Source organism: Klebsiella sp. A-Nf5 (assembly GCF_002810545.1).
GTDB classification, from domain to species: Bacteria; Pseudomonadota; Gammaproteobacteria; order Enterobacterales; family Enterobacteriaceae; genus Klebsiella; species Klebsiella variicola.
In genome coordinates this window covers 100337-117082 of sequence record NZ_PIOG01000027.1, presented here as the reverse complement: position 1 = coordinate 117082, position 16746 = coordinate 100337, and the positions used below count along the sequence as shown (strand labels likewise).

The 16746-nt window shown below is 62.9% G+C and carries 15 protein-coding genes and 1 pseudogene; 5 read left to right on the top strand and 11 right to left on the bottom strand.

The annotated features are described in order from the left end of the window. Positions 1-74: 74 nt before the first annotated feature. A complete protein-coding gene (gene sppA, locus CWM53_RS02910) occupies positions 75-1928 on the bottom strand; it encodes a signal peptide peptidase SppA (protein WP_008807623.1) in 1854 nt (617 codons plus the stop codon). 165 nt (positions 1929-2093) lie between these two features. On the opposite strand from sppA, the gene CWM53_RS02905 reads away from it, so the two are divergent. Then, positions 2094-2645 carry an NAD(P)H nitroreductase gene (locus tag CWM53_RS02905; protein WP_008807622.1) on the top strand — a complete coding sequence of 184 codons (552 nt, stop codon included), beginning with the start codon at positions 2094-2096 and terminating at the stop codon, positions 2643-2645. 248 nt (positions 2646-2893) lie between these two features. Here the strand turns inward: CWM53_RS02905 and phoC are convergent, their stop codons facing one another. Continuing rightward, entirely contained in the window at positions 2894-3640 is a 747-nt protein-coding gene (gene phoC, locus CWM53_RS02900) for an acid phosphatase PhoC (RefSeq protein ID WP_074386160.1), read from the bottom strand. Positions 3641-3865: 225 nt separating this feature from the next. On the opposite strand from phoC, the gene selD reads away from it, so the two are divergent. From selD to CWM53_RS31590, 3 genes and pseudogenes are all read left to right on the top strand, one after another. Then, positions 3866-4909, top strand: a complete 1044-nt coding sequence (gene selD, locus CWM53_RS02895) for a selenide, water dikinase SelD (RefSeq protein ID WP_074386159.1) — start codon at positions 3866-3868, stop codon at positions 4907-4909. 4 nt (positions 4910-4913) lie between these two features. Then, positions 4914-6860 (top strand): DNA topoisomerase III, encoded by a 1947-nt coding sequence (locus tag CWM53_RS31595; protein ID WP_100729937.1) that lies wholly within the window; start codon positions 4914-4916, stop codon positions 6858-6860. Positions 6861-7031: 171 nt separating this feature from the next. Then, positions 7032-7148: pseudogene (locus CWM53_RS31590) on the top strand (NAD(P)H-quinone oxidoreductase); the annotation flags it as partial. A gap of 160 nt (positions 7149-7308) precedes the next feature. Here CWM53_RS31590 and gdhA read toward each other — a convergent pair. After that, a complete protein-coding gene (gene gdhA, locus CWM53_RS02880; protein ID WP_100729936.1) occupies positions 7309-8652 on the bottom strand; it encodes an NADP-specific glutamate dehydrogenase in 1344 nt (447 codons plus the stop codon). 182 nt (positions 8653-8834) lie between these two features. Then, positions 8835-9245 carry a pyrimidine (deoxy)nucleoside triphosphate diphosphatase gene (locus CWM53_RS02875; RefSeq protein ID WP_074386224.1) on the bottom strand — a complete coding sequence of 137 codons (411 nt, stop codon included), beginning with the start codon at positions 9243-9245 and terminating at the stop codon, positions 8835-8837. A gap of 86 nt (positions 9246-9331) precedes the next feature. Between CWM53_RS02875 and CWM53_RS02870 the strand changes: the two genes are divergently transcribed. Further along, positions 9332-9955, top strand: coding sequence for a CDP-alcohol phosphatidyltransferase family protein (locus CWM53_RS02870; RefSeq protein ID WP_040975813.1), 624 nt, complete (start codon positions 9332-9334; stop codon positions 9953-9955). 51 nt (positions 9956-10006) lie between these two features. On the opposite strand, the gene CWM53_RS02865 is transcribed toward CWM53_RS02870, so the two are convergent. The 7 genes from CWM53_RS02865 to CWM53_RS02835 all read right to left on the bottom strand — a co-directional run bounded on the left by CWM53_RS02865 (position 10007) and on the right by CWM53_RS02835 (position 16639). After that, positions 10007-11314: a sulfurtransferase gene (locus CWM53_RS02865; RefSeq protein ID WP_100729935.1), complete on the bottom strand. Its 1308-nt coding sequence runs from the start codon at positions 11312-11314 to the stop codon at positions 10007-10009. Between the two features lie 93 nt (positions 11315-11407). Further along, a complete protein-coding gene (locus tag CWM53_RS02860) occupies positions 11408-12040 on the bottom strand; it encodes an ATP-binding cassette domain-containing protein (RefSeq protein ID WP_023297432.1) in 633 nt (210 codons plus the stop codon). Next, positions 12040-13575, bottom strand: a complete 1536-nt coding sequence (locus CWM53_RS02855) for an ABC transporter permease subunit (protein WP_100750717.1) — start codon at positions 13573-13575, stop codon at positions 12040-12042. Before CWM53_RS02855 ends, CWM53_RS02860 begins: the two co-directional genes overlap by 1 nt. Next, a complete protein-coding gene (locus CWM53_RS02850; protein WP_100750716.1) occupies positions 13548-14726 on the bottom strand; it encodes an ABC transporter substrate-binding protein in 1179 nt (392 codons plus the stop codon). Before CWM53_RS02850 ends, CWM53_RS02855 begins: the two co-directional genes overlap by 28 nt. Positions 14727-14728: 2 nt before the next feature. Next, positions 14729-15289, bottom strand: coding sequence for a carboxymuconolactone decarboxylase family protein (locus tag CWM53_RS02845; RefSeq protein WP_074386151.1), 561 nt, complete (start codon positions 15287-15289; stop codon positions 14729-14731). Beyond that, complete coding sequence (locus CWM53_RS02840) at positions 15286-15996, bottom strand: TVP38/TMEM64 family protein (protein ID WP_074386150.1); 711 nt, start codon at positions 15994-15996, stop codon at positions 15286-15288. Before CWM53_RS02840 ends, CWM53_RS02845 begins: the two co-directional genes overlap by 4 nt. Continuing rightward, positions 15983-16639 carry a TVP38/TMEM64 family protein gene (locus CWM53_RS02835; RefSeq protein WP_100729932.1) on the bottom strand — a complete coding sequence of 219 codons (657 nt, stop codon included), beginning with the start codon at positions 16637-16639 and terminating at the stop codon, positions 15983-15985. Before CWM53_RS02835 ends, CWM53_RS02840 begins: the two co-directional genes overlap by 14 nt. Between the last annotated feature and the right edge of the window lie 107 nt (positions 16640-16746).

Here is a 16746-nt window from a genome sequence, read left to right as displayed (position 1 = left end):
GGCCGCTCGCTTTGTGGCGGCGCTGGCAGGTGCGGGAAAAAGGCTGCCCCGGGAGACGGGGCAGCCGCTGCGTATTAACGGATGTTGGCGCAGGTCAGGCAGAAGGCATAGCGGTTCTGCGGGTCGTTAAACGCCGCCAGCTTGTCGCTCTCCGCTTTCACCGTCTCGGCCGCCGCGGCGACCGGCGCAGGCAGCCAGGCCTGAATGGCCGCCGGCAGCGAGGCGCGTACCGAGCCGGTCAGGCTATCCAGCACCATCGAGAAGAAGGTCGGCTCTTCCTGATAGTAGTTGAGGTGCCAGGTTTTCAGCTTCGCCAGCTCGGCGGCTTTAGCCACCGCATCGTCGAAGTCGCCGAGGCTGTCGACCAGGCCGTTGGCTTTGGCATCTTCCCCGGTCCAGACGTGGCCCTGGGCAATCTGGTCGATTTTCTCCGGCGTGCTCTTACGGGCGTTAGCCACCAGGGTGATAAAGCGCTGATAGCCATTCTCAATGCTCAACTGCATCAGCTGCTGCACTTCCGGCGGCAGCGCTTTGGTGCTGGAGACATCCGCCAGCGGCGATGTGGCGACGCCGTCGGTGTGGACGCCAATCGACCCGAGGGTATTTTCCACGGTGTTGATCACGCCAAAGATGCCGATGGAGCCGGTGAGGGTGCTCGGGTTCGCGACGATGTAATCCGCTGGGGTGGAGATCCAGTAGCCGCCAGACGCCGCCATGCCGCCCATCGAGACCACTACCGGTTTACCGGCGGCTTTGGCTGCCGCCAGCTCTTCACGGATAATTTCTGAGGCGGTCACGCTGCCGCCCGGACTGTTAACGCGCAGCACGATGGCCTTAATTTTCGGGTCGAGGCGCGCATCGCGAATTTGCGCAGCGGTGGTGTCGCCACCAACGTTTCCCGGGGTCTCCTCGCCGTCCATGATGGCGCCGTTGGCAAAGATCACCGCAATGGCGGAACCTTCGTCAGACGGTGTCTTCACGTTGTAGTCGTAATAGCTGATCGCCCGGTAATTGTTATCCGTTTTGCTCCAGCCAAACTGTTTGGTCAGCGCCTTTTCCACTTCCGTGGAGGTCGCCAGCTCATCGACCAGCTTATTGTCCAGCGCATATTTCGCCGTATCGCCACCCACTTTACGCAGGCCATCGATAATGCCCTGGGCGCCCGGGAAGAGCTGCTGGGCGGTGATCTGGCGGTTCGCGGCAATGGTGTTGAGGTAGTTCTGCCACAGTTCGCCAATCCAGCGGCTGTCCGCTTCGCGGGCGGCAGGGGACATGTCATCGCGAATGAAAGGCTCGACGGCGGATTTATAGGTGCCGACGCGGAAGACATGGGTGGAGACTTTCAGCTTATCCAGCAGCGACTTGTAGTACAGCCCATTGGTGGCGAAGCCGTGAAGGTCAACCTCGCCCTGCGGTGAGAGCCAGATTTTGTTGGCAAAGCTCGCCAGGTAGTACTGGCCCTGGCTGTAGCTGCTGCCGACGGCATAGACCGGTTTGCCGCTGTCGCGGAACTCACGCAGCGCTTTACCGATGTACTGCATGGACGGCTGATCGCCGCCAACGAAGTTTTTCAGATCCAGCACAATACCGGTGATATTGCGGTCATCTTTCGCCTGGCGAATGGTCTGCACGATATCGAACAGAGAGTTCTCCTGCAGACGGTCCGAGCTGGCGCCAAACAGCTGGCGGCCAATTACGCCGAGCTTGCTGCTGGCGGAAGGTTTATCCACCACCACGCCGGTAATATCCAGCAACAGCGCGCCGCGCGCGGCATGTTCGCTGGTAGTGGTGCTGAACTGGCTCCAGATACCGATACACACCAGCACCAGCACCAGGAAGATCGCATTCAGAGCCAGTTTGCGAATAAAGTTGAGTATCCGCCACGTCCATTTAAAAAAGCTGGCAATCAGTCGCCAAAGGGTTCGCATGTCTTCTCCCTAACGTTATCTAAAAAGGGCAGGCCGCAGGGGCCGCCGCGTCTGGCTATCCTAAAGAGTGAGCCGTCGGTTGTCAGCAGGAATCACCGACCACGCTGTAACAAAATCCTTGTGCATGTTAATTTTATGAAAAATGACATCACAGGAGTTATACAGATGGATGCTCTCGATCTACTGCTTAATCGCCGGAGCGCTTCTCGCCTGGCGGAACCTGCCCCGGCTGGCGAACAGCTGGAAAACATTCTGCGCGCCGGGCTGCGCGCCCCGGATCATGGCACCCTGCAGCCGTGGCGCTTTTTTATTATCGCCGATGACGGCCGCGAGCGCTTCAGCCAGCTGCTGGAAAAAGGGGCCACAGAGGCCGGCCAGGATGAGAAGGGAATAGAGAAAGCCCGCAATGCGCCGTTCCGCGCGCCGCTGATCATTACCGTAGTCGCGCGCTGTGAAGACCACCCGAAGGTGCCGCGCTGGGAGCAGGAGATGTCCGCTGGCTGTGCGGTGATGGCGATGCAGATGGCGGCCCTGGCCCAGGGATTCAATGGCATCTGGCGCAGCGGAGCATTGACCGAGAGCCCGGTGGTGCGGGCCGGCTTCGCGTGCCGCGAGCAGGATAAAATTGTCGGCTTCCTCTATCTGGGGACGCCGCAGCTAAAAGCCTCAACCACCATTGCCCTGCCGGATACCGCGCCGTTTGTGACGCGCTTCTGAGTCGGTGCTTGTGATGCCGGGTGGCGGCTGGCGCCTTACCCGGTCAACGCATCCGGCTCTGACTGTCTGTAGGCCCGCGCAAGCGCAGCGCCGCCGGGCGATGGCATCAGGCTTGGAGCCGCATCTATGCCGGGTGGCGGCTTGCGCCTGACCCGGCCTACAACCCCTACCATTCGAATCAATCGCGGTTTTTGTAGCCCGGACAAGGCGCGCCAGGCGCCGCCTCCGGGAGTTCAACGGCGATGACGTTACTTCTGCGTTTTGGCGAATTCGTCTTTGGCTTTCTGCAACTGCTGCTGGAAGGCCGGGTTGGTGTGCAGCGTAGCGACCACTGCGGAGCCGACGATGCGCGCCGCATCGACATCGCTCTGCCAGTGATAGCCGCAGATCACCCGGCTCTCGCCGAGCTCATAGCCGCGCTTCAAAATTTCGTTTTGCCGTTGCGGGTTGATCTCCGCCAGCACCAGGGCGGTGGCCCAGCCGATAGAGGTATGCCCGGACGGGTAAGAGCCGTTTTTCGACAGCTTGTCCTGCTCGGTGGTGTTGCAGGTGGAGACGCCATAGAACGCAAACGGACGAATGCGCATGTATTTCTCTTTCGCCCCGCGGGTCGCCAGATCGCCGGCGTCTTCAATCATATTGGTCAGCAGTTTGTGGAGCTGAGGCGCGTCTTTCTCGGTGATTGGGGAGCCAAAGGCGCTGGAGAAGGCGTTAGCCACGCCGCCCGCGCTGAGGTTGGCATCCTCTGCCGCCAGCTTCCCGCGCTCGGTATTGCGCAGCAGACGCCCCTGCTCATACATCGCCTGATCGTTTAAGAACGCGATACTGCCCACCGCCGGTGGCGGCGGCAACAGCGCCAGGCTGTCGATGGCCTGGGCGTTGGTCAGATAGTAGAGATCGGGCTTGGTGGTGACATCGTTCCCGGGGGGAACCAGAGCAAAGGCGCTAACGGAGAAGAAACTGGCCAGGCAAAGGGCAAGAACACGCTTTTTCATTAGAATTTCCTTACGTCATAATCAGTCCAGAGAAGACAGCGCTGTGTTGTCACATTTCTGTCATCTTTAAGTAAAAGTGAAAATGGTCGGGAAAAAATTGTCGCATCTCGCAAAAACGGCTTTTTGTCTGCTTAATGAGCAACCATACGCGATTTCAGACTGTCGTACTTACCACCCTGACGTTTGGGCGCTAACATAGCGGGATTGCAATGACAGGAGATGTCCATGAGCGAGCAAGCCATTCGTTTAACGCAATACAGCCACGGAGCCGGTTGTGGTTGTAAAATTTCCCCGAAGGTGCTGGAAACCATCCTGCATAGCGAGCAGGCGAAGTTTGTCGACCCGAACCTGCTTGTCGGCAACGAAACCAGCGATGATGCTGCCGTCTATGATCTTGGTAACGGCACGTCAATCGTCAGCACCACCGATTTCTTTATGCCGATTGTCGATAATCCGTTCGACTTTGGCCGCATCGCTGCCACCAACGCCATCAGTGATATTTTCGCCATGGGTGGGAAACCGATTATGGCGATTGCTATTCTCGGCTGGCCGATCAACACCCTGGCGCCGGAAATTGCCCGTGAAGTGGTGGAAGGCGGGCGCTTTGCCTGCCAGCAGGCCGGGATCGCACTGGCGGGTGGCCACTCCATTGACGCTCCGGAACCGATCTTCGGTCTGGCGGTCACCGGCGTGGTGCCCACCGAGCGCATCAAGAAAAACAGCACCGCGCAGGCGGGCTGCAAACTGTATCTCACTAAACCGCTGGGCATTGGCGTACTGACCACTGCGGAGAAAAAATCGCTGCTCAAGCCAGAGCATCAGGGACTGGCGACGGAGACCATGTGCCAGATGAACCTCGCCGGCGCTGCGTTTGCCGCCATCGACGGGGTGAAGGCGATGACCGACGTTACCGGCTTTGGTCTGCTTGGCCATCTCAGCGAGGTGTGCCGCGGGGCCGGCGTGCAGGCGCAGCTGCGCTATGCCGATATCCCGAAACTGCCGGGGGTGGAAGCCTATATCGCCGCCGGTGCAGTGCCGGGCGGCACCGGGCGCAACTTTGCCAGCTACGGCCATCTGATGGGTGAGATGCCGGCGGAGTGGCGTGACCTGCTGTGCGATCCGCAGACCTCTGGCGGCCTGCTGCTGGCGGTAACCCCGGAAGCGGAGGCGGAAGTACAGGCGGCCGCGGCGGAGTTCGGCATTAAGCTGGCCGCCATCGGCGAGCTGGTCACCGCCCGTGGCGGACGACCCATGATCGAGATCCGTTGATTCGATGCGGTTGTTTATTGCAGAAAAACCGAGTCTCGGTCGGGCGATCGCCGATGTGTTGCCTAAACCGCACCGCAAAGGCGATGGCTATATTGAGTGCGGCAACGGGCAGGTGGTCACCTGGTGTATCGGCCACCTGCTGGAACAGGCGCAGCCGGACGTCTATGACAGCCGCTATGCCCGCTGGAATCTCACCGACCTGCCGATTGTGCCGGAGAAATGGCAGCTACAGCCCAAACCCTCGGTCACCAAACAGCTCAATGTGATCAAGCGCTTGCTCGGCGACGCCGAGCAAGTTATCCATGCCGGCGACCCGGACAGAGAAGGGCAGTTGCTGGTAGACGAAGTGCTCGATTACCTGCAGCTGGCGCCGGAGAAGCGTCAGCAGGTGCAGCGCTGTCTGATTAACGATCTCAATCCGCAGGCGGTGGAGCGGGCGATCAACCGCCTGCGCGCCAACAGCGAGTTCGTGCCGCTCTGCGTGTCGGCGCTGGCGCGGGCGCGCGCCGACTGGCTGTACGGCATCAATATGACCCGGGCCTACACCCTGCTGGGGCGTAACGCCGGCTATCAGGGGGTGCTCTCCGTAGGGCGGGTGCAGACCCCGGTACTTGGCCTGGTGGTACGCCGCGATGAAGAGATTGAAAACTTCGTCGCCAAAGATTTCTTCGACGTGAAGGCGCATATCGTCACGCCGCAGGAAGAGCGCTTTGTCGCCACCTGGGTGCCGAGCGAAGCCTGCGAACCTTACCAGGATGAAGAAGGGCGTCTGCTGCATCGTCCGCTGGCCGAGCACGTGGTTAAACGTATCGAAGGCCAGCCGGCGCTGGTGACCGCCTATAACGATAAGCGCGATTCCGAACCCGCACCGCTGCCGTTCTCGCTGTCGGCGCTGCAGATTGAGGCGGCCAAACGTTTCGGCTTCAGCGCGCAGAACGTGCTGGATATCTGCCAGAAGCTGTACGAAACCCATAAGCTCATTACCTACCCGCGTTCGGACAGCCGCTACCTGCCGGAAGAGCACTTCGCCGGCCGCCATGCGGTGCTGAATGCGATTGCTGTCCATGCGGCGGACCTGCTGCCGCAGCCAGTGATGGATCCGGAGATCCGCAACCGCTGCTGGGATGATAAAAAGGTCGATGCGCACCATGCGATTATCCCGACCGCCCGCAGCAGCCAGGTCAAGCTCACCGATAACGAAGCGAAGGTTTACCACCTGATCGCCCGGCAGTATCTGATGCAGTTCTGCCCGGACGCGGTGTTCCGCAAATGCCAGATTGACCTCGAGATCGCCAACGGTAAGTTTGTCGCCAAGGCGCGTTTTCTGGCAGAGGCTGGCTGGCGGACGCTGCTGGGCAGCAAAGAGCGCGATGAAGAGAACGACGGCACGCCGCTGCCGGTGGTGGCCAAAGACGATGAACTGCAGTGCGAGAAGGGCGAAGTGGTGGAGCGTCAGACGCAGCCGCCGCGCCACTTTACCGATGCCACGCTGCTGTCGGCGATGACCGGGATTGCCCGTTTCGTACAGGATAAAGATCTGAAGAAGATCCTCCGCGCCACCGACGGTCTCGGCACAGAAGCGACCCGCGCCGGGATTATCGAGCTACTGTTTAAGCGCGGTTTCCTGACCAAAAAGGGGCGTTATATCCACTCATCGGATGCTGGCCGGGCGCTGATTCACTCCCTGCCGGAGATGGCCGCGCGCCCGGATATGACCGCCCACTGGGAATCGGTCCTGACGCAGATCAGCGAAAAGCAGTGCCGCTATCAGGACTTTATGCAGCCGCTGGTGGGGACGCTGTTCCAGCTGATCGATCAGGCGCGGAGCACGCCAGTGCGTCAGTTCCGCGGCCTGGCCGCGCCAGCCGGGGCGAAAAAATCGTTCACTAAAGGTAAAGGCAAGCCGAAAGGGAAAAAAGCAGCAGACGATGCTGCGCCGCCGCCGCAGTAACCCGCCGGTGGTCGCGAGGATGTGAATCCCCGCGGCCACCGCTTCTCCGCCAGCCAGGTCAATGGTCTACACTAAACAGCCGGGCAGGGCTTGACGACTTTCCCCCCTGAATGCGCCTTCGCGCTTCCCGATATCATTGCTCATTTCTCTCACCGGCGATAAGGAGGACCCGTGAAATATATCGCTATTAGCCAACCGGGCGGCCCGGAGGTATTGCAGATCCGCGAAGGAGAAATCCCTGCTATTGGGGAGAATGAGGTGCTCATTGCGGTGAAAGCCGCCGGCGTCACCGGCTCAACCATGCGCGGCCGGACGGCGGCGGAGAAACAGGAGGTTGCCGAGGCCCATGCCTGTCTGGACAGTGGTCAGCATCTGGGGAAAGTGGTGATCACGATGACGTCGTGAGACGCATCCCGGCGGGCAGCCGCCGGGATGGAGTCAGGGGAGGTTAAATCAAGCCCTGGGCCAGCATGGCATCCGCGACTTTCACGAAACCGGCGATATTCGCGCCGCGCACGTAGTTGGTCTGCTTCGCTTCGCCGCCGTACTGCACGCAAGCGTGGTGGATATCCAGCATGATGTGATGCAGACGGGCATCCACTTTTTCCGCTTTCCAGCCCATGCGCGCGGCGTTCTGCGCCATCTCCAGACCGGAAGTCGCCACGCCGCCGGCGTTGGCCGCTTTGCCCGGGGCAAACAGCACGCCAGCTTCCAGGAACAGGTCGGTTGCGGCGATGGTGGTCGGCATGTTGGCGCCTTCCGCCACGGCCTTGACGCCATTGGCAATCAGCTGGCGGGCGGCATCGACGTCCAGTTCATTCTGGGTCGCGCAAGGGAGGGCGATATCCACCGGCACTGACCACGGCTGCTGGCCTTCAAGATAGGTGAGGCCAAATTCGCGGGCGTAGTCGGCCACGCGGCCATGGGCACGCTCTTTAATGTCGATCAGGCGGGCCAGTTTTTCTTTGGTGAAGCCCGCTTCGTCAACGACGGTGCCGTTGGAGTCGGAGGCCGTGACCACCCGCGCGCCAAGCTCCATCGCTTTCTCAATGGCGTATTGCGCGACGTTGCCGGAGCCGGAAACCGCCACGCGAGCGCCTTCGAAGCCGAGGCCGTGACGTTTGAGCATCGCTTCGGTGAAGTAGATCAGACCGTAACCGGTGGCTTCCGGACGGATCAGGCTGCCGCCAAAGGAGAGGCCTTTACCGGTGAAGACGCAGGCGCTGTTGTTGGAGAGCTTGCGCATCATCCCGGCCATAAAGCCGACTTCGCGGCCGCCGACGCCGATATCGCCCGCCGGTACGTCGGTATCCGGGCCAAGATGGCGATAGAGCTCGGTCATCAGCGCCTGGCAGAAGCGCATCACTTCGCCATCGCTCTTGCCTTTAGGATCGAAATCGCTACCGCCTTTCCCGCCGCCCATCGGCAGGGTGGTCAGGGCGTTTTTGAAGGTCTGCTCGAAGCCAAGGAATTTGAGAATCGACAGGTTAACCGACGGGTGGAAACGCATCCCGCCTTTATACGGGCCGATGGCCGAGTTGAACTGCACGCGCCACGCGCGGTTGACCTGGACCTGATTGCGGTCATCAACCCACACTACGCGGAACTGGATCACGCGCTCCGGTTCCACCAGACGTTCCAGCAAAGCAAGCTGACGATAGCGCGGATTTTCCTCAAGGAAAGGCCACAGGGTGGTCATCACCTCCCGGACGGCTTGAGCAAATTCGGTTTGATGAGGATCGCGCTGTTGAACGCGGGTGAGAAAGCCTTCCAGAGTGCACGTCTGATCCATAGATATAAGGTCCCCTTATGGTTGTGGTTGCATGTATTTATTATGATTCGGTCCTTGAAAAAACCGATTTTCCGACTATAACACCGCTAATCCTTAGGCAAGCAAGGAAAAATTAAGCGGACAACAAAATTTATAATTGGCCGCCAGTCATAACTAAAAGCGATGACGAGGCGGCGGGCGGATCAGCGGACGGAAAGGGAGGGACGCTGGGCAATAAAGGCGTGCAGTAGAGGGATATCGGCCGGGGCGAGATCGAGGGCCAGCGCTTCTGTGGGAAGGCACCAGCGCAGCTGACTATGATAGTGGGCCAGCGGTATGCCCTGAAAGTGCGGTACCCACCAGGCGTGCAGATGGATCTGGCGGCCGGAGACTTCACGCTGATGACTGGCGATATAGCATGCCGGGTGGGCGATGATGCCCATCTCCTCCTGTAGCTCGCGGGCCAGCGCCTGTGGCTGGCTTTCACCAGGCTCCACTTTGCCGCCAGCGAACTCCCACATTCCCGGCTGGTCGGCGTGGGGCGGACGCTGCGCCAGCAAAATCTTGCCATCCTGTTCAATAATGGCCGCGACAACATCAATCATTTTTAGCATAAGCATCAACGTTAATAGGACGAATCTGGCCTATTATCACCGCCACAGACCTTGACTGACAACCGCCAACCCTGCTGGAGACCTCCGTGCTTGATAGCCACCTGCATCCGCGCCTCAAACCCCTGCTTAACGCTGTCGCCGGCGCGCTTGACCGCCCGGGTATTTCACCGGACGGGCTGACGCTGCTCGGTTTTGCCATCGGTGTGCTGGCGCTGCCCTTTCTGGCGCTGGGGTGGTATAGCGCGGCGCTGGTCGCTATTCTCCTCAACCGCCTGCTGGATGGTCTGGACGGCGCTCTGGCGCGGCGGCGCGGGCTCACGGACGCGGGGGGCTTTCTCGATATCGCACTGGATTTTCTCTTCTACGCCCTGGTGCCGTTCGGCTTTATTCTGGCAGATCCGCTGAACAATGCCCTGGCGGGGGCCTGGCTGCTGTTTGCCTTTATCGGCACCGGCAGCAGCTTTCTCGCCTTTGCCGCGCTGGCGGCCAGGCATCAGATCGCCAATCCCGGCTACGCCCATAAATCGCTGTACTATCTTGGAGGCCTGACGGAGGGGACGGAGACCATCCTGTTGTTTGTCCTCGGCTGCCTGTTTCCGGCGCATTTCGCCTGGCTGGCGTGGCTGTTTGGCGCGCTGTGCTGGCTGACGACGGCGACGCGTATCTGCAGTGGCTACCAGACCTTAAAGCGGGTAACGACCACAGCGTAAACGGGGTATCGCGCGTCGCCGACAAAGGGCGACGCGCTGAGGCGGGACGAGTTACTGACTGCTTTCCGGGCCACGTTCTCCGTGGGCGACCGGATTGTGCGGGTTGCTGCTCCATTCGTACCAGCCGCCGTCGTACACCGCGATGTGCGGCCAGCCCATGGCGCGGGCATACATAAAGCTTTCCGAGGCCCGCCAGCCGGTCCCGCAATAGAATGCCACTTGCTGGCTCGGCAGAATGTTCCACTGGCGCCACAGGGCAGCGATATCGTCGGCGCTGCGCATGGTGCCGTCCGGGTTATGGAAATCCTCCATGTGCGTGGAGTCGCTCCCGGCGTGGCCCCAGCGGGCGCCAGCGATGTCACCCTTCGGCTTGATATAGCTGTAGCCGCTGGTGGTGCCGATAAACTCCGGCCACGAGCGGACGCTGACCAGCGAGGCGTCCTGACGATGCAGCAGCCCGCGGGCTTGTTCGGTATCCAGCATCAGCTGCGGCTGGCCGGGGATCGGCGCGCCGAAGTCCTGCGCCGGCTGCTGCGCCGGCGGCATGCCGCGCTCGACCGGCAGCCCGGCGTCGGACCAGGTCTGCCAGCCGCCGTCAAGCAGGCGCACGTCTTTGACCCCGGCGTACAGCATGATCTGCGCCACCCGCGCTGCGGCGTAGACGTCGCGACCGTAGAGGATCACCGTGGTGTCATGCCGGATGCCGTGCTTCGCCAGCATCGCTTTCAGCTGTGCGTCGGACACTTTATTCCACAGCGGTTCGCTTTCCACCTCATTGGTATCGATATAGCCCGCGCCAGGGATATGGCTCAGCAGATAGAGTTTCGGCGCTCCCCACGCGGCTTCGAACACTTTCCAGTCGCCGGTCGGGGCGGCGGCTACGCGTTTTCCCTGCTGCAGGTCGTGCAGCCACTGGGGGTAGACCAGCTGTTCAAAGTGCGGCAGCTTTTGCAGGCGGTCGGTCTGGCTCAGCGCATCGCTCAGGGTGCTGAGCCGGGTGAAGCCCGCTTGTTTCAGCCGCGCCGCGACGCTGGCATTATCTTCCGGGTTGCCGTACAGCGCGACGGGGGTATCCGGCTGGATCTGGTGCTGCTTAGCCCAGGCGCGGAGCTGATCGTCGCTCATGGCGCCGAGCCAGCGGGCGGAAAGATTCAGGGCCTGCGGCTCATGACCTTCGGGGCCGTTGGCGCGCTGCGGCCAGCCGTTGTAATAAGCGCTCAGCCGGGTATCGATGGCCACGCCGTGCTGCTGTTGCAGGTGGGAGAGAGTGAGCGCTGGCATGGTTTCAGCGGCGCAGGTGGTGGAAGCAGCAAGCCCCATAAGCAGGGCGAGTGCGGTCAATTGAGAAACACGTTTCATCGAAATGCCCGACGGTAAAAAGTGGAGGGCGTATTCTCCGCTCGCCAGGCGCTGATTTCTTTGCGGTAACGCAGGTTTGCACGCTATTGCTCTTCATTGCCAGGTCTCCATCGCCAGGCAGCGTCCCGCCGGCGGACCGTCCTCGCGATCGTGGGTCACCAGGATCGCCGGAATGGCCTGGCGGGCCAGTTCCTCAAAAACCCAGCGGCGGAACGCGGCGCGCAGGGTGGCATCCAGACGGCTGAAGGGTTCATCGAGCAGCAGCGCCTCGGGGCGCGCCAGCAGGGCGCGCAGCAGGCTCACCCGCGCCCGCTGCCCGCCGGAGAGCGTGGCCGGGTCGCGTGGGGCGAAGCCATGCAGCCCGGCGCGGCTGAGCGCTTGCTCCACTGCGGCTTTTCGCGCCTCGCCGCGCACACTCTCCGGCAGCGCCAGCTGTAAATTTTGCCCGACGCTGAAATGGTCGAACAGTAACGGGTCCTGAAACAGGATGCCGATGCGTCGATGCTCCGTCGGCAGCGTATCGCAGCGACGTCCATTGAGCCACAGCTCGCCCTCGGCGCGGAAGTCGCCGGCCAGGGCGCCAATCATCCAGGCAAACAGCGTCGATTTTCCGCTACCGGAGGGGCCCATCAGCGTCAGCACTTCTCCAGGCGCCACCGAAAAGGCGACCTCCCGCAGCAGCGGCTGACGTTTCACGCTCAGGGTCAGATGGTTTACGGTTAGCACTAGCGAAGTCCTCGTCGATAGCGGCCCGCCAGCCAGGCGAGAAGGGCCGTCAGGGTAAAGCATACCGCCGGCAGCAGTAATTGCCACAGCGCCTGGGCGGCGAGCGTCTGCACCTCGCCGCCGCTGCTGAGCGCCACCGCCTGACTGGTGAGCGTCGGGATACGGCCTGCCCCCAGCCATAGCGTCGGCAGATACTGCGCGATGCTCACGGAAAAGCCCACCGCCAGCGCGGTCAGCAGCGGGCGGGTCAGCGAGGGCAGGGTCAGCAGCCAGAAAATACGCGTGGGCCCCCAGCCGAGCGTGCGGGCGATTACCGCCATCCGCGGATCGCGCTGGCGCCAGGCCGGGCGCAAAATAAACAGCATCCATGGCACCACCCACAGCAGATGGCCCCACAGGACGGTCCACCATTCGCCGTCTAGCCAGGCATACAGCGCCAGCCGGTACTGGCCAGCGGCCAGCGGCAGGGCCGGGAGGACCAGCGGTAGCCAGACCCAGCCATCCCCTCGTGCCGGACCACAGGCCAGCCACAGCAGGCAGACAGCCGCGCCGAGGGCGCAGGCCGCCAGCGCCAGGCCAAGGCTGTTGCCGAGGGCATCCATCTGCGGTGGCGCTGAGCGCGCCAGCCCCGCCAGCAATAGCGCGCCCAGCAGACCGCTCAGCGGCAGCAGCGCCGCCAGCAGGCGGCCGGGCAGCGCATGCGGATGAGGATGACGCACACCGCGCAGATCGGGCTGGTACTGGCGCTGTATCCGCCACCCTCCCCATGCCACCAGCGCCAGTCCGCCAAGAATCGCCATCAGCAGCAGGCTGGCCAGCGCCCCTTTGGCCTGCTGCAGGTCATCGCCCTGGCTTAACCACTGCCACGCCAGCACGGCGAGAGTGGGCGGATTGCCGGGCCCCAGCACCAGGGCGACATCGACCGCCGACAGACTCCAGGCGGTGGTGGCCAGCAGCACCATGCCGAGGGCGGGCAGCAGCGCGGGCAGCACCAGCCAGCGCAGACACTGCCAGCGGCCGTAGCCGAGGCTCTTCATCGCGGTCGCCTGGTCGGCGAGGCGTTTCTCCCCCAGCAGGCCATAGATCACCCACAGCACAAAGCCACTCTCTTTCAGGGCCATCGTCAGGCCAAGTCCGATGCCATACCGGTCAACCGGCGGCGTCAGAAGCGGCAGCCACTGCCAGATCCAGCCCCCTTCGGCGAACAGCAGCAGCGCCGCCGTCGCCAGGGCAAGATGGGGCACCGCCAGCAGCAGCGGCAGACGGGAAGCCAGTCGACGCCAGCGGGCCGAGGGCCAGAGGGCCGCGACGACGGTCAGGGCGATCAGCAGCGCGCCGCCGACGGAAAGCAGCGTCGAAACGAGCGTGGCGGCCAGCGCCTGGCTCAGTTGCGGGTCGGCGAACAGCGCCCGCCAGTGGGCCGGGGAGCGCGCAGCGCCCACCAGTTCCCCGGCGGCGGGGAGCAACGGCAGATAGATCGCCGCCATCGCCCCCCAGGCCAGCAGGATCAGTGGGTACCGTAGCGACGCAGCCATTCCTGCTCCAGCGCGTCAACCCACGCCGCATGCGGCTCGGCGAGCACCGGCGGCAGATCCTGCGGCAGGGCTGCTGCCAGCGCCTGGCGCTGGCCGTCAGGCAGACGCTGCGGGTCCAGTACGCTCGGATCGCCCCAGACGGCGGCATCGGCCTTGCGCAGCTGTGCTTCAGGCGAGAGCAGGAAATTGGCCACCACTTTGGCGTCAGCAACGGCGCGGGCGTTAGCCGGAATGGTGACGAAATGGACGTTGCCGAGGGTCCCCGCGGTAAAGCCGAAACTGTAGCTGTCCGTCGGTAATTCGCCGCTGGCGGCTTTCTGCCGGGCGTGCAGCGGGTTAAACGTGAGCGATAAGCGGAGGGTGCCATTGTTGAGCATGGCATCCATCCGGGCCGGCGACGCCGGGAAATCCTTGCCCGCCCGCCACAGGGCCGGGTGTAGCTCATCGAGATAACGCCACAGCGGGGCCGTGACCGTCGCGAAGGTCGCCGCCTGCGGCGGCTGGCGCAGGGCGGCCGGTTGGTCGGTGAGGGCGATCAGAAGTTGCTCCAGCAGGGCGGTGCCAGTGAAGTCCGGCGGCCGCGGGTAGGTCACGCTGCCGGGATGGGCTCTGGCGAAGGCCAGCAGCGCCTGCGGGCTGGTGGGCGGCTGCGGGGTTTGCCCGCGGCGGGCGATAAACGTCAGCTGGGCGCTGCCCCACGGCGACTCGGCACCGTCGGTGGCGACAGAAAAATCTTCCCGGACCGGTTTTTGCAGATCGACGTAGCGCCAGTTGGGCAGCATTCCTGCCCAGCCGGTAAGCAGCAGGTTGGCCTGCTTAAGCGTGCGAAAGTTTTCGCCGTTGATCCACAGCAAATCTATTGATCCGCCCCGCTGACGGCCAGCCTGCGCCTCGCTCTGGATACGTTTCACTGCGTCGGCGGCGTCGGCGATGGGGACAATACGCAGGTCGATCGCGTAGTGGCGTTTGACCTCCTCGCTGACCCACGCCAGATAGCGGTTGACGGCCGGGTCCCCGCCCCAGGCGTTAAACCAGACGGTCTGCCCGCGGGCATCCGTCTGGATCTGTCGCCAGCTGTCGTCGGCATTAACCGCCAGCGGCCAGAGTAGCAGCAGGCACAGACAGAGGCTGTAATCACGCAAACGGCGCATCGTTACTCCTTATTCTGCGAGGAAGAGGTGGGCATCTGACACAACCCCTGGGCCGGGATCGCCATCGCGGCATTGAACCGCGCCGATAAATTTTGCAGGCCAATCAGGGCGGTCAGCTCGGTGAGCGCCCGGGCGTCAAAATGCGCCGCCATCGCGCTGCGCAGGGCATCATCCACTGCCGGGGGCGTCTGGGTGGCGGCTTCGGCATAGGCCAGCGCCAGACGCTCTTTGTCGTTGAACAGCGTACTGCTGTGCCAGTCGGCGACCGCCAGCAGCTTGTCCTGGCTCCCGCTCCGCGCAGCGAGTGTCATGCTGGTGATATCGATACAGAATTCGCAGTGGCACAGCTGGGCGATGCGGGCGCTGACCAGCGATCGCAGAACTGGATCCAGCGGCGAGCGGCGGCGTTCAATGTAGCCCACGAACAGCGAAACCAGGTAAAACAGCCACGGGATCCGTCCCCACCAGCGAATGGGGCTCAGCACCTGGCCGTAATGCCGGCGGTGCAGCCAGGCCTGCGGACGAAGGATCAGGGGGACAGAATCCAGCGGGGGTAAGCTCATGGCGACGATCTCTTATGACGTTCACGGTAAATATTTTTGGCGATAGAGATGACCACCGCCAGGGCAAAAAGCAGCGAAAGCCCGGTGGCCAGCCAGAAGGTGCCCCCGGTGAGCAGACTCCCGGCCCAGGAATAGACGATAGTCGCCGGCAGCTGGCCCACGCCGGTGGCCAGCATAAAGGGCCAGAAGCGCAGCGAGGTTAGTCCGGCGGCATAGCTGACCGGGTCAAACGGGACAAACGGCAGCAGGCGGCAGACCAGGATCGTCTGCGGGCCAAAGCGAGTGAAATAGCCGTCGACGCTGCGCAGCACCGCGCGGCCGGTGAGTTTTTCCACCACTTCGCGCCCCAGCGCTCTGGCGATGCAGAAGCAGAGCCCGGCCCCGACCATGGCGCTGAACCACGACAGCGCACCGCCCCAGAAGGCGCCGAACAGGGCGGCGTTCGCCAGGGTAATCAGGAAAGCCGGCAGCGGAGCGACGATCGCCTGGAGGATCATCAGCGCAAATGAGACCAGCGCGGCCTGCGGCCCCCAGGAGGCGATAAACCCTCTGACATGCTGCGGATCCAGCGACGCTAACGCCGTCAGACTCTGCTGCAGAAAGGCACGCCCGCCGGGTAACCACCACCAGGCGGCCAGCCCGGCGACGGCCACCACCGCAAGGGCCAGCCGGGAGCGGCGCAGGTGACGGCGATCAGGTTGGGTCATGGCGAACCTCCTCGCAGGGCGTTGCCACACGGCGGGCGCGGGCAAACCGTTTGCCCATCTGCACCAGGGCAAACAGCAGCCCGCCGGCGAGGCTCAGTTTGAGCGCGAAGGCGAGAGTTACGCCCTCGCGGGCCAGCTCGCTGGCCATTACCGAATAGATGACCAGGCCCGGCAGGGTAGTCACGGCGGAGATCAGGGTAAAGGGCCAGAAAGGGATCGCCGTCAGTCCGTAGGCGTAATTCTGAATGTTGTAGGGAAAGAGCGGCACCAGGCGGGTGAGGATCAGGAAATCGCAGCCGCTGCGGGCGATACCGCGCTCAATCGCCTGAAAGACGGCGGTATGGCCCACATAGCGCTGCAGCAGATCGCGCCCAAGCCAGCGGGCGATTAAAAACGACAGCGAAGAGGCGAGGGTGGCGGCGGCAAGCGAGAGCAGGGAACCTGTCAGCGGGCCGAAGAGCATCCCGCCGGCGATCACCAGCAGGCTGCCGGGGATGAGACACAGGGTGGCAATGATAAATAGCGCAACATAGACCAGATATCCCCAGGCGCCATGATGGCGCAGGGTGTCCTGAAGCAGATGCAGGTGAGTCAGCAGATCGTGGAGACCGACGCGATGGCTGATCACGGCCAGCGTGGCCACCAGCGCGAGAAGTCCCAGCCCTTTACCAATGGCCGGATGATGGCTTCTTTTGCATGAGGGGTTCTCCTGTACAGCCTGGACGCGGTGGACATCAAAAAGTGCGCGCG